This is a genomic window from Qipengyuania flavescens (assembly GCF_029688735.1).
In the GTDB taxonomy this organism is placed as follows: domain Bacteria; phylum Pseudomonadota; class Alphaproteobacteria; order Sphingomonadales; family Sphingomonadaceae; genus Qipengyuania.
Genome location: NZ_JARULD010000004.1, coordinates 83,874 through 95,529 on the forward strand (window position 1 = coordinate 83,874; position 11,656 = coordinate 95,529).

At 64.8% G+C, this 11,656-nt stretch carries 13 protein-coding genes; 6 read left to right on the plus strand and 7 right to left on the minus strand.

Translation table 11 applies throughout. From position 1 onward, the window contains the following. The first annotated feature begins 29 nt into the window (after positions 1-29). Together murA and P8R33_RS11670 are read left to right on the plus strand one after the other, a co-directional pair. On the plus strand, positions 30-1,313 hold the full coding sequence (gene murA / locus P8R33_RS11665) for a UDP-N-acetylglucosamine 1-carboxyvinyltransferase (protein WP_278329136.1): 1,284 nt from the start codon (positions 30-32) through the stop codon (positions 1,311-1,313). A 70-nt stretch (positions 1,314-1,383) separates the two neighbouring features. Then, positions 1,384-1,608, plus strand: coding sequence for a hypothetical protein (locus tag P8R33_RS11670; RefSeq protein ID WP_278329137.1), 225 nt, complete (start codon positions 1,384-1,386; stop codon positions 1,606-1,608). A gap of 22 nt (positions 1,609-1,630) precedes the next feature. On the opposite strand, the gene P8R33_RS11675 is transcribed toward P8R33_RS11670, so the two are convergent. From P8R33_RS11675 to P8R33_RS11685, 3 genes are all read right to left on the minus strand, one after another. Then, entirely contained in the window at positions 1,631-1,900 is a 270-nt protein-coding gene (locus tag P8R33_RS11675; RefSeq protein ID WP_278329138.1) for a ribbon-helix-helix domain-containing protein, read from the minus strand. A gap of 92 nt (positions 1,901-1,992) precedes the next feature. Then, positions 1,993-2,718, minus strand: coding sequence for an acetoacetyl-CoA reductase (gene phbB / locus P8R33_RS11680; protein ID WP_278329139.1), 726 nt, complete (start codon positions 2,716-2,718; stop codon positions 1,993-1,995). Between the two features lie 132 nt (positions 2,719-2,850). Continuing rightward, complete coding sequence (locus P8R33_RS11685; protein WP_278329140.1) at positions 2,851-3,609, minus strand: hypothetical protein; 759 nt, start codon at positions 3,607-3,609, stop codon at positions 2,851-2,853. 347 nt (positions 3,610-3,956) lie between these two features. On the opposite strand from P8R33_RS11685, the gene P8R33_RS11690 reads away from it, so the two are divergent. Genes P8R33_RS11690 through holA form a run of 4 tightly spaced genes read left to right on the plus strand, consistent with a single transcriptional unit; the run spans position 3,957 to position 8,516 of the window. Continuing rightward, positions 3,957-4,403 carry a DUF3576 domain-containing protein gene (locus P8R33_RS11690; protein WP_278329141.1) on the plus strand — a complete coding sequence of 149 codons (447 nt, stop codon included), beginning with the start codon at positions 3,957-3,959 and terminating at the stop codon, positions 4,401-4,403. Positions 4,404-4,444: 41 nt separating this feature from the next. Then, positions 4,445-6,985 carry a leucine--tRNA ligase gene (gene leuS, locus P8R33_RS11695; protein ID WP_278329142.1) on the plus strand — a complete coding sequence of 847 codons (2,541 nt, stop codon included), beginning with the start codon at positions 4,445-4,447 and terminating at the stop codon, positions 6,983-6,985. Beyond that, the gene (gene lptE / locus P8R33_RS11700) at positions 6,985-7,473 is read left to right on the plus strand and encodes an LPS assembly lipoprotein LptE (protein WP_278329143.1); all 489 of its coding nucleotides are present in this window, start codon (positions 6,985-6,987) and stop codon (positions 7,471-7,473) included. The genes leuS and lptE overlap by 1 nt, the downstream gene beginning before the upstream one ends. Continuing rightward, complete coding sequence (gene holA / locus P8R33_RS11705; protein WP_278329144.1) at positions 7,470-8,516, plus strand: DNA polymerase III subunit delta; 1,047 nt, start codon at positions 7,470-7,472, stop codon at positions 8,514-8,516. The genes lptE and holA overlap by 4 nt, the downstream gene beginning before the upstream one ends. Here holA and P8R33_RS11710 read toward each other — a convergent pair. From P8R33_RS11710 to P8R33_RS11725, 4 genes are read right to left on the minus strand one after another with little or no spacing between them, the layout of a single operon-like run. Continuing rightward, entirely contained in the window at positions 8,513-9,661 is a 1,149-nt protein-coding gene (locus P8R33_RS11710) for a nucleotidyltransferase domain-containing protein (protein WP_278329145.1), read from the minus strand. The genes holA and P8R33_RS11710 overlap by 4 nt on opposite strands. Positions 9,662-9,671: 10 nt before the next feature. Beyond that, on the minus strand, positions 9,672-10,226 hold the full coding sequence (locus P8R33_RS11715; RefSeq protein ID WP_278329146.1) for an LptA/OstA family protein: 555 nt from the start codon (positions 10,224-10,226) through the stop codon (positions 9,672-9,674). Positions 10,227-10,237: 11 nt separating this feature from the next. After that, entirely contained in the window at positions 10,238-10,909 is a 672-nt protein-coding gene (gene lptC / locus P8R33_RS11720) for an LPS export ABC transporter periplasmic protein LptC (protein WP_278329147.1), read from the minus strand. A 24-nt stretch (positions 10,910-10,933) separates the two neighbouring features. Beyond that, positions 10,934-11,551, minus strand: coding sequence for a ribonuclease D (locus P8R33_RS11725; protein ID WP_278329148.1), 618 nt, complete (start codon positions 11,549-11,551; stop codon positions 10,934-10,936). Positions 11,552-11,656: the final 105 nt, after the last annotated feature.

Sequence of the window (11,656 nt, forward strand, 5' to 3'; positions counted from 1 at the left end):
AGCGGCGCGCGTGCGATTAAGGAGACGGCATGGACAAACTGATCGTACGCGGCGGCAATCGCCTTTCCGGGACCATTCCCATTTCGGGCGCAAAAAATGCCGCGCTCACGCTGATACCCTGTGCGCTGTTGACCGAAGAGGCGGTCACGCTGCGCAACCTGCCGCGGCTGGCGGATATCGACGGCTTCCAGCATCTGATGACGCAATTCGGCGTCAGCCACACGATTCCGGGCAAACGGCCGGAGGAGTTCGGCCGCAATGTCACGCTCGAAGCCATGCGGATCACCAGCTCGGTCGCGCCTTACGATCTGGTGCGCAAGATGCGGGCCTCGATCCTCGTGCTCGGCCCGTTGCTGGCGCGCACCGGCGAAGCGACGGTTTCGCTGCCGGGCGGCTGCGCCATCGGCAACCGGCCGATCGACTTGCACCTCAAGGCGCTGGAGGCGTTCGGTGCGCAGATCGAACTGGCGCAGGGCTATGTGAAGGCTAGCGCGCCCGACGGCGGCCTGCCGGGCGGTGATTTCGATTTCCCCGTGGTGTCGGTCGGCGCGACCGAGAATGCCGTGATGGCCGCCGTGCTGTGCAACGGGACCAGCGTGCTTCGCAATGCCGCGCGCGAGCCGGAAATCGTGGACCTGTGCAATCTGCTCACCGCCATGGGGGCGGAGATCGAGGGGGTCGGGACGTCGGAGCTGACGATCCACGGCGTGAAGAAGCTCCACGGGGCGACCTATCGCGTCATGCCCGACCGAATCGAAGCCGGGTCCTACGCCTGCGCCGCCGCGATCACGGGCGGCGAGGTGATGCTGCAAGGCGCCGATGCGGGCGACATGGGCTCGACGTTACATGCCTTGCGTAACATCGGTGTCGAGGTCGAAACCGAGAAGGAGGGCGTGAAAATCGCCGCCAACGGACCGCTCAAGGCGTACAATCTCACAACGGCGCCCTTCCCGGGCCTCGCAACCGACATGCAGGCGCAGCTGATGAGCCTGTTGTGCAAGGCCGAAGGCACTAGCGTGCTCAAGGAAACGATTTTCGAGAATCGCTTCATGCATGTGCCCGAACTGGCTCGGATGGGCGCAGATATCGAAACCGAAGGACGCACCGCGATCGTTCGCGGGCCATGCGAGCTGACCGGGGCGGAAGTCATGGCGACCGACTTGCGCGCTTCGATGAGCCTGGTGATCGCCGGGCTGGCAGCACAAGGAGAGACGACCGTCCGTCGCCTCTACCACCTCGACCGCGGTTACGAGCGACTGGAGGAAAAACTTCAGCTGGTCGGCGCTGATATCGAACGTGTGGGCGACGACTGAGCACAGTGTCAGGACCTTTCCCGCCGCGCGCTCGTTGCTTTGGGGTAACCCAATTCAAGGAGTCGTAATCATGTTGCTCAAGCTTCTCGCCCTCGGCGGTCTCGGCTATGCCGGATATCGCTATTACGAAAAGAACCGTGTCGACGAAAACGGCGTCGCATTTGCCGGCGGCGAACCGGAAGGCTCGTTTCGTAATGCCGGATCAGCGTCGACCGCCTCGCACGACCGGATGAGTTCGACTGACGAAGCGCTCGACGAGACCTATCCGGCGAGCGATGCCACCGCGAAATACTGACGCGGCGAATTCATTTTCCCGGCTAGTTGCCGGACGGAAGAGCGGCTGGAGCGATCCGGCCGCTTTTTTCGTGGGTGACCAGCCAGATGCGGATCGCACCGGCAAGACCCGGCGGATTGTCGGCTTGGATACGCTCGGCATCGATTTCCGCGACCAGTGCGTTGATAGACTGCGCGCGGGCGTAAGCTGCCTTTCCGAGCATTTCCCAAAACAGCGGCTCGAGACTGATCGACGTACGATGCCCGGCGATGCGGACGGAGTATTTCTTCGGCGGATGGTAAGGGGGAATCATCGCGCTCCCCTTACAAACCACGAGCCCCCGCGCCCACGAAATTTTTGGCTAAGGTGGCCAGCAATGGCACCCGGTTCGCAGGTTCGCGGTCTTTAATACATATGCTGTCCGCCATTGATGCTCATGGTCGAGCCGGTGACGAATTCGGCATGCTCCGAGCACAGAAAGCTCACGCCGCGCGCGATCTCGCTCGCCTTGCCGAGGCGGCCGACGGGAATCTTGGCGACGATCTTCTCCAGCACCGGCTCGGGCACGGCAGCCACCATGTCGGTGTCGATATAACCCGGGGCGATCGCGTTGACGGTGATGCCGAAGCGCGCGCCTTCCTGCGCCAGCGCCTTGGTGAACCCGTGGATGCCGGACTTGGCGGCGGCATAATTGACCTGGCCGTATTGCCCTGCCTGCCCGTTGATCGAGCCGATGTTGACGATCCGACCCCAGCCGCGCTCCTTCATTCCGGGAAAGCAAGCCTTGGCCATATTAAAGCATCCGCCAAGGTTTGTACGCATGACCGCGTCCCAATCCTCGTAACTCATCTTGAGCAGCGTGCCGTCGCGCGTGATGCCTGCGTTGTTGACGACGATGTCGATCGCGCCATGCTCTTCCTCTACGGTCTTGCAAGCGGCCTGCACGGCCTCGTGATCCCCGACGTCGAACTTGACCGTGGGGATGCCGGTGTCGTTGGTGAACTTCTTCGCCGCATCGTCATTGCCGGCGTAATTCGCGATGACGGTGCAGCCGCGCTCGTCGCGTAGCCGTTCGCAGATCGCGCGACCGATTCCGCGCGTTCCTCCGGTTACGATAGCAACACGTCCCATATTTCGCTCTCCCAAGCTTTCCGTAGCGTTTGCACATGGTCTTGGCAGAGAATCCAAAGCACGCAAAGCCATTCGGCGGCGCGACGGCTCCGAACAATCGTATTCAATTTGTTGGAGAGGGCTAAAGCCCGATCAGAAACGCAGCTGCGTTCCGACGTAAACGGCTTGGTCGTCCTCGACCCCGTCTGTCAGCGGTGACAAACGATTGCGATCCTGCGACAGGCGGACGCCTGCCGTCACGTTGAGGTTGCCCTTCACGCGATAGGAACCCTGCAGATCGACGCTCTGTTCACCAAGGCCTTCCAGAGTGCGCGGCGAACGCCCGGCCTTGCTGTCGCTCTCGATCGCAAGGCGCGATCCGAAGCGGCTCGGCTTGCCGGAGGCTTCTTCCGCCGGGCGATAGGCCGACAGGTCGGGCATCGACAGGTCACGCACGCCAGCGGGCAATGTCGCAGCCTTTTCCGGCTGGGCGAAGCCCTGATAGCCGCGGGCTATGCCGAGATTATAGCGAGTCGGTGCGATTTCGAGCGCGCGTTCACGGCCCTGTTCGCCAGCGACGGAAGTGGATGCGGTGCGGAAGGAGATCGCCCGGGCCGTCGCATCGTCGACCCGCACGGCCACGGTGACGGTCCGCTCCGCCTGGCGCTGGACTTTGGTGGCGGGAGTGAAGCGCAGGCCATCCTCGCCGATGATCGCGGCGACCTGGCGAGCCAGCTGCGGATCGATATTGGCGGGGGTGAAAGGCAGCGACACGATGTCGGCCGCTTCGATCGCGCTATTACCTGTGCCGACCGCAAGGCCCGCGCCCGGAATGGCCAGTGCAAGCCCGGCAGCGGCCAACGCCACGGGGATCGCCCGCCTTGCGCTGATGCTGTTGACCTTGCGTCCCATTATCCGTTCACTCTTCCCTGTCGGCGACCATCGGAAACATCGGAATTTATCGAACAGGGCCTGAATGCACCCTGACGCGACTCGTTCCGCAGCCGTTATCGTTTTGACAACCTATGGACGCATTGCACGCATGGCCAGCTTTTCCACAGGGCGTCCCTTTCGATTGCGAGAAAGTGTTGCGCTTTGCCCACAAAGGCTTTGGCGGGCTGGAAATTCAGGACGCATTCACGGCTGCCCGTGGCAGAACGGTACGGGCGGTTGGGAAAACTTGCCCGCGCCCTCTCAGGCTTTATAGAGCCGGAAAGATCATCGCCGTGGAAGAGCGGCTGGAAATGCTAAGGATGAACATGAGCGCTTTCGCCAATCTCCCCCGCCCTGCCACCCTCGCCATGGCGCTGGCCGCCAGCGCCACCCTCGCAGCGTGCGGCGGTGGGGAGCGTCCGGAGGCAGATCTCGCGGCCTCGCAGGTCACTACGATCGGCGTGAATTCCTACCTTTGGCGCGCCTCGCTGGAAGCCGTCAGCTTTGCCCCGCTGCTGCAGGCGGATAGCAATGGCGGCGTGATCGTGACCGACTGGTACGCCAATCCCAGCAATCCGGGCGAACGCGTAAAGGTGACGATCACCATCCTCGATCAGGATTTGCGCGCCGATGCGCTGCGGGTCGCCGCCAGCCGCCAGGTCGCGCAGGGCGGTGGCTGGGTCGATGCACCGGTGCAGGCTGCGACCGTGCAGAAGCTGGAAGACATCATCCTGACCAAGGCGCGCGAATTGCGCCGCCAGGCCGTCAGCTAAACCGCCTTTAAATCACGCGCAAAACCGGTAAGGCCGCTCGCATGAGCAGCGATACCCGTTTCGATCCCGCCAGCGCCGACGCGCGCTGGCAAAATGCGTGGGAGAAGGCACAGACCTTCCGCGCCGACAGCGATTCTCCCAAGCCCAAGAGCTACGTGCTGGAGATGTTTCCCTATCCCAGCGGGCGCATCCATATCGGCCACGTGCGCAATTACACGATGGGCGACGTGCTGGCGCGCTACAAGAAGGCGACCGGGCACGAGGTGCTGCACCCCATGGGTTGGGACGCCTTCGGCATGCCGGCGGAAAACGCCGCAATGGAAAAGGGCGTGCACCCGGGCGGCTGGACCCGCGACAATATCGAGCATATGAAGGCGCAGCTTAAGCGCCTCGGCTTCGCGCTCGACTGGAACCGCGAGCTGGCGACCTGCGAGCCGGACTATTACGGCCACGAGCAGGCGCTGTTCATCGATCTCTACGAAGCGGGCCTCGTCTATCGCAAGGAGAGCGAGGTCAACTGGGACCCGGTCGATATGACCGTGCTCGCCAACGAGCAGGTGATCGACGGCAAGGGCTGGCGCAGCGGGGCGGAGGTCGAGAAGCGCAAGCTGAACCAGTGGTTCCTCAAGATCACCGACTTCGCCGAAGAATTGCTCGAGGGTCTCGGGAGCCTCGAGAACTGGCCCGACAAGGTCCGGCTGATGCAGGAAAACTGGATCGGCAAGTCGAAGGGGCTCGAATTCAGCTTCGACCTCTCGAATGGCGAGAAGCTGCCGGTCTACACCACGCGCCCTGACACGATTTTCGGCGCGAGCTTCGTCGCGGTCGCCGCCGACCATCCGGTGGCGCAGGCGATCGACAGCGAGGAAGCGCGTGAGTTCATCGCGCTGTGCAAGCGCGGCGGCACGACGGCTGCCGAACTCGAAACCGCCGAAAAGCTCGGCTTCGACACCGGCATCACGGCCAAGCACCCCTTCACCGGCGCGGATTTGCCGGTCTACATCGCGAACTTCGTGCTGATGGATTACGGCACCGGTGCCATCATGGCGGTGCCCGGTCACGATCAGCGCGACTTCGAATTCGCGACGAAATACGGCCTGCCCATACCGCGCGTCGTTGCCCCAAGCGTCGAAGAGGCTGGTAAGTCTTTCGACGGCGAGGCGGAGGCGGGCGAGGGTGTGATCGTCAATTCGGATTTCCTTGACGGCATGAGCGTTGAAGACGCCAAGCGCGAGGTCATCCGCCGCACCGAGGAGCATGGCCGGGGGACAGGCAAGACCGTCTGGCGCCTGCGCGACTGGGGCGTCTCGCGTCAGCGATACTGGGGCACTCCCATTCCCTTCATCCACTGCGATGCCTGCGGTGTGGTACCCGCGCCCAAGGACAGCCTTCCCATCACCTTGCCCGAGGACGTCGACTTCCAGACGCCCGGCAATCCGCTTGTCCGCCACGAGACGTGGAAGCATGTCGACTGCCCGAAATGCGGCGGCAGAGCGGAGAGGGAAACCGACACGCTCGACACCTTCGTGGATTCGAGCTGGTATTTCCTGCGTTTCGCCAGCCAGCCCGCGGACAGGCCGTTCGATGCGGAAGAAGTCGCCAAGTGGCTGCCGGTCGAGCAGTATATCGGCGGCATCGAGCACGCGATCCTGCATCTGCTCTATGCCCGCTTCTGGACCCGCGCGCTCGCCCATATGGGGCAGATCGAAGTGAAGGAGCCATTCGCCTCGCTGTTCACGCAAGGCATGGTCACGCACGAGACCTACCGAGTGTTTATCCCGGACGACGAAGGTCAGACGATCGCGCCTCGCAGCTACTATGTTTCTCCTGAAGAGGTGGAGCGCCGTGACGGAAAGGTGTTCGAAAAATCGAGCGGCCTGCCGGTCGAGATCGGCCGCGTCATCAAGATGTCGAAGTCGAAGAAGAACGTCGTCGACCCCGACACCATCATCGACAGCTACGGCGCAGACGCAGTGCGCTGGTTCATGCTCTCCGACAGCCCGCCCGAGCGCGACCTGCCTTGGTCGGAAGCGGGGATCGAGGGTTGCAGCCGCTTCGTGCACCGCCTGTGGCGGCTGTTCGCGGCGCATGACGCCGGCGCGCAGGGCGAGGACAAGGCGCTCGACCGCAAGACGCACCAGACTGTGGCTGCCGTCGCGGACGACATCGAGGCGCTGGGGTTCAACAAGGCGGTCGCGCGCATTTATGAACTTACCGGCACGGTCGAGAAGGCCGCACCATCTGCCAGTCGCTCCGCTGCGATCCGCACGCTGGTCCAGCTGGTCGCGCCGATGATGCCGCACCTTGCCGAGGAAGCCTGGGCGGGCATGGGTATGGACGGCCTCGTCGCCGACGCGCCCTGGCCCGAAGTCGATCCGGCGCTGCTAATCGAGGACGAGGTCACCATTGCGATCCAGCACAAGGGCAAGCTGCGCGATACGCTCACCGCTCCGAAAGGCGCGGCGAAGGAGGATCTCGAAGCGATGGCGCTGGCATCTGAAAAGGTGCAGCGTTCGATCGACGGGGCCGAAATCCGCAAGGTCATTGTCGTGCCCGACAGATTGGTGAATATCGTCACGTGATGCGCGCGCTTCTCGCCTCCCTTTCTGCCCTGCTCCTGACCGCTTGCGGCCTCTCGCCCATGTATGCGGGCGGCGGCGATGGCGCGGTGGCGCGCGGACTTGCTGCGGTCGATGTCGCGCCGATCGAGGGGCAGGCCGGCTGGCTGGTCCGCAATGCGCTCAACGACCGGCTTGGCGCGGCAGGCGCAGCCAGCCCGCAATATCGCCTCGACGTGCGGCTCGACGACCAGCTCGAAGGCCTCGCCATCCTGCGCGACGACACCGTCAGCCGTGAGCGCCGCACGCTGCGTGCGCGCTACCAGCTGATCGATCTTGCAACCGGCGAGATCGTGCTCGACGCGACCGCAGGATCGGATGCGGGGATCGACGTCGTCTCCAGCGAATATGCCACCATCGCCGCCGAGCAGACCGCGCTCGAAAATCTGGCCGAGGATGTGGCGCAGCGGATCGTGACGCGCGTGGCGCTGACGCTGCGCGGGGAATCGTGAAGCTCACCAGCAAGGACTTCGCCGCCAAAGGCCGCAATGCGGCGCAGGACTGCGGCGTGTTCTTTTTCTGCGGCCAGGACGAGGCCGGGGCGAGCGCGGCGGCCAGCGACCTTGCCAGCTGGCTACCCGAACCGGGCGAGCGGGTTGAAATGAGCGGCGCCGACCTGCGCGGTGATCCTGCGCGGTTGGGCGATGAAGCACGCTCTACCTCGCTATTCGGCGACAAGCGCCACATCTGGGTCAGGGCCAGCGGCGACGAGGCGCATGATGCTTTGAAAACGCTGCTCGAAACCGGCGACATGGGCGCAGGCGAGGCGTGCCCGGTCATTGTCGTCGCCACCTCCGCCACCGACAAGTCGCGCACCGCCAAGCTGCTGGAAAAGCGCAGGGATGCGATCGTGGCGCTGTTCTATCCTCCCGATTTGCGCTCGGTTTCGCAGAGCGTTCGCGCGATGGGCGATGCGGCGGGCGTGCGGCTTGGCGGCGACCTGGCGGAGCGCGTGGCGCGCGGGGCCAATCTCGATGTGCGGCTGGCGCAGAGCGAAGTCACCAAGCTCGCCACCTATCTCGACGCCAGCCCGCAGAGCCCGAAACCCGCGACCGCCGAAGACCTCGACGCGGTCGGCGCGGTTAGCGAGGAGGACGGCTTCATGCCGCTCGTCAACGCGGTGATGGGCGGACAGAGCGCCAAGGTCGCCCCGGAGATTGCGCGGATGAAGCAGCTTGGCCTCAACCCTGTGGGGGTGCTGCTGGCGTTCGAGCGGCGCGCGGCGCAGCTGGCGCGGATCGCGGCAGCGCTGGGCGCGCGCGGCTATGGCGATCTCGACAAGGGCGAGAAGGCGCGGCTGGGTATCTTCTGGAAGGAGGACCGAGAGATCGGCCAGCAGGTTTCGCGCTGGCGCGGCAAGGGGCGGCTCGACCGACTGACCCACGGCCTCACCAAGATGCATCGCGATTTGCTGACCAACAGCCAGGCTGCCGAGTTGCTGCTGGCGCAGGGTCTTACCAGTATCGCCCAGCTGGCCGGCGCGGGACGGCGCTAGGCGCGGAGCCAGTCGTCGAGCCGGGCGATGGCATCGTGTCGCATGCGATCGCCGGGTGTTGCGCGCTTGGCGAAGGTGTTGCGGACTTCGCCCCCGACCCAGCGGCCGTACTCCGACAGGCTGTCGTAACGCTCGCGCCGAGCCAGAACGCGGCGCAGTTTCTTGCCGACGCCGATGTCCCTGCGGGTCAGCTTGGCTGCAGCAATGTCGCTCTCGCGAGCGTCGAGCGGTTTTCCGATCAAGGTCGGCACGTCGGATAGCATCTCCTCCGGCACCGTGACGGGACATGCGAGTGCCTCCGCCGTTCCGGACTGCGTCCACCGATCGGCGGCGTGGACGCAAAGCGCCGCATGGCGGTCCCAACCCTCGCGAGCGGCGCGATCCCACAGGGCGGGCAGGTCCAGCGCGTTGGCCTTCTCGGCCAGCATCGCGAAATCCAGCAGCATCAGGGGGCCGCCGTCGAAGCGGTGGAATGCGGCATGGACCGCCAGATGCATCACATTGTCTATTGGGGAGAGCACGAACAGACCCGGCATGGCTGCGCTCTCGATACGCCGCTCGAGCAGGCCGATGGGTTGCGGTGGCATGCGCCCGTCGTCGTCCCACAGCCGCGTGTGGATTTCGACCACATGTCCCTCGGGTGAAATTACCGCGGGCAAGTGCTTGTAGCGCGCCGCCCATTCCTCCAGCGGCAGCGCGGTCTCCTCGCATTGCTTATAGCCGAGGTCGAGCAGCCGGGTACGGGCCTCCAGCGCGCGGTCCGGAGGGACGAGAATGTCGAGATCGCGCAAGGGCCGCAGTCCGGGTTCGGGATAGACCTCCCAAGCCAGCCAAGCCCCCTTCAGCGCGGCCATGGGGATCCTCGCCTCAGCCAGATCGCGTGCAATGCGGACCAGTTCTGCACGCTTGGCAAGCGCTGCCAGCGTCGAGGCGCGGAAGCTTTCGACCCATCCCGCGCGAATGCTTTGCGGGATTATCTGCTCCCCGCCGCGCAGCCGGTGGAGCGCCGGGCGGCAGCGATGGTCGTCCGCCAAGCGGTCGAGCGCTTCCCAGTCGGTCGCCAACAGGTCGCGCCAGCGTTCATCGTCGAGCGGTCGGCTTCCGACCAGCTCGGTCAGCAGGAGATCGATCGGCAGCCCCTTCATGGGCCGCCCCTCAGTTTTCGGGGACGGAGAAGGTCCCGGTCACGCGGCCGCCCGATGTGGTCGAGCTTTGCCCGGTGACCGAAGACGAGCCGCTCGCGCTGCCGTCCACGCTGGAGACGCCGCTCGCAAGATCGATCACCAGTCGTCCGCCGTTCAGCGTGTCGCCGCCGCGATTGAGGCGGACGTTGCCGGCCATGGTGATGATCCGCCGGTTGAAGTCGTAGACCGCCGTGTCGCCGCGTGCCCGCTCGTTGCCGCGCTGCACATCGACGCCGCCGGTGGCCATGATACGCTGGATCTGGAGGCTGCCCGCGTCCGAATAATTGACGATGGTGCGACCGGCGTTGAGCGTCAGTCCGGCCTGCGTGATGCGGACGTTACCCGACAGCACCACGCGGTTCTGCCGGTCCTGCAACTCGATCCGGTCGGCGGCATAGGAAACGGGCGCGTTGGAATTGTGCCCAGCGATCGCCTGCGCCTGCAATTGCATCCCGCCGACGGCAGCAAGCGTGGCCACAAAACCGGCGATGCCCCAGCGGGCCATGGTGGGAACGAGCTTGGTCATCTCAGGTATCCTCAATTCGGCATTCTCAGCTCTCCGGGCACCATGCGCAAGCGCGCATTGCCGGACAGGGAAATGGTACGCGCTTCGAGATCTGCATCGAGGCGATTGCCGCTGAAGGTCCCTGCAGGAATGGCTCCCTCGACACCGCCTTCGCCGGTCACGGTCTTCTCCGCAAGGTTCACCGAAACGCCGCGCGCCACCATGCGATAGCCATCGGCAGCCACCATCAGCAGCGGCCCGTTCACCGACACGATCTGATCGTCGAGTTCATATTGCCCGCCATTGGCAGAGACGCGCGCGGGCCCGTCGTTCAGCAGCAACCGGGCGACCAGATCATTCATTCGCACGATGCCCTCCGCGCTCGACCGCTGCACTGCCTCGCCCGCGGTAAGCGAGAACGGTCGTCCGTCATTGTCCTCGCCGCGATAGAGTGCATTATCGACCCGCAAGCGCTCGTCGATCACCGCGACCTTGTCCCGGTCGAGCAGGAAGCTGATCTCGCCGCGCGGGCTCAGCGGCGTGATGACCATGAAGGCCGCGAGCACGCCCACCGCCATCGGCAGTGCCTTGGCCAGGAAACCCACGAGCTTGTCGTGCGACCCGCCGGGCTCGGCCCAGTCCTGCCGCCGGCCCCGCAGCGCCTTCGCATCGTCCGTTTCGATCCTGCGTTGCCGGAACACCATGGCGCGGGCTTGCCCTCTCGCTCCTTACGCGTGGCTGAAGATGTCGTGATCGGCCCAGCCGGCGATGTCGAGGCGGGCGCGGGTGGGCAGGAAATCGAAACAGGCCTGCGCCATGTCCATCCGCCCTTCGCGCTCCAGGCGCCGGTTCAGTTCCTCGCGCATGCGGTGGAGGAATCGGACGTCGCTCGCCGCATATTCGCGCTGTGCCTCGTTGATGTCCGGCCCGCCCCAGTCGGAGCTTTGCTGCACCTTCGACATGCTCTCGCCTAGCAATTCGTCGACCAGGTTCTTGAGCCCGTGCCGGTCGGTATAGGTACGCACCAGCTTGCTGGCGATCTTGGTGCAATAGCAGGGCGCGGCCATCACGCCGAGGTAATGCTCGATCGCCGCGAGGTCGAAGCGCGCGAAATGGTAGAGCTTGAGCCGGTTCTGGTCGCCCAGCACCGCCTTGAGATTGGGCGCATCGTAATTGCTCTCCGGCCCGAAGCGGACGAGATGCTCGTCGCCCTGGCCATCGCTGATCTGCACCAGGCACAGCCGGTCGCGCTTGGTAATCAGGCCCATCGTTTCGGTATCGACGGCTACCGGGCCATCGGCGAGCACGCCTGCGGGGAGGTCTTCTTCGTGGAAATGCACTGCCATGGGCCGGAGCCTTAGGCCGATTGGGGATTGCTGGGAAGGGGTGCTGGTTCATCGGTGCGCCTGTCTCTATCCCTTTCGGTTGAGAGCGAAGTGGCGGGGCGGCAA

Bases quoted from the DNA above. Each gene is read 5' to 3' on its own strand.
- phbB (WP_278329139.1), bottom strand. From the start codon at position 2,718: ATGGGACGTGTTGCTATCGTAACCGGAGGAACGCGCGGAATCGGTCGC.
- P8R33_RS11725 (WP_278329148.1), bottom strand. From the start codon at position 11,551: ATGGCAGTGCATTTCCACGAAGAAGACCTCCCCGCAGGCGTGCTCGCC.
- lptC (WP_278329147.1), bottom strand. From the start codon at position 10,909: ATGGTGTTCCGGCAACGCAGGATCGAAACGGACGATGCGAAGGCGCTG.
- P8R33_RS11685 (WP_278329140.1), bottom strand. From the start codon at position 3,609: ATGGGACGCAAGGTCAACAGCATCAGCGCAAGGCGGGCGATCCCCGTG.
- lptE (WP_278329143.1), top strand. From the start codon at position 6,985: ATGCGCGCGCTTCTCGCCTCCCTTTCTGCCCTGCTCCTGACCGCTTGC.
- P8R33_RS11675 (WP_278329138.1), bottom strand. From the start codon at position 1,900: ATGATTCCCCCTTACCATCCGCCGAAGAAATACTCCGTCCGCATCGCC.
- P8R33_RS11710 (WP_278329145.1), bottom strand. From the start codon at position 9,661: ATGAAGGGGCTGCCGATCGATCTCCTGCTGACCGAGCTGGTCGGAAGC.
- P8R33_RS11715 (WP_278329146.1), bottom strand. From the start codon at position 10,226: ATGACCAAGCTCGTTCCCACCATGGCCCGCTGGGGCATCGCCGGTTTT.
- leuS (WP_278329142.1), top strand. From the start codon at position 4,445: ATGAGCAGCGATACCCGTTTCGATCCCGCCAGCGCCGACGCGCGCTGG.
- P8R33_RS11670 (WP_278329137.1), top strand. From the start codon at position 1,384: ATGTTGCTCAAGCTTCTCGCCCTCGGCGGTCTCGGCTATGCCGGATAT.
- P8R33_RS11690 (WP_278329141.1), top strand. From the start codon at position 3,957: ATGAGCGCTTTCGCCAATCTCCCCCGCCCTGCCACCCTCGCCATGGCG.
- murA (WP_278329136.1), top strand. From the start codon at position 30: ATGGACAAACTGATCGTACGCGGCGGCAATCGCCTTTCCGGGACCATT.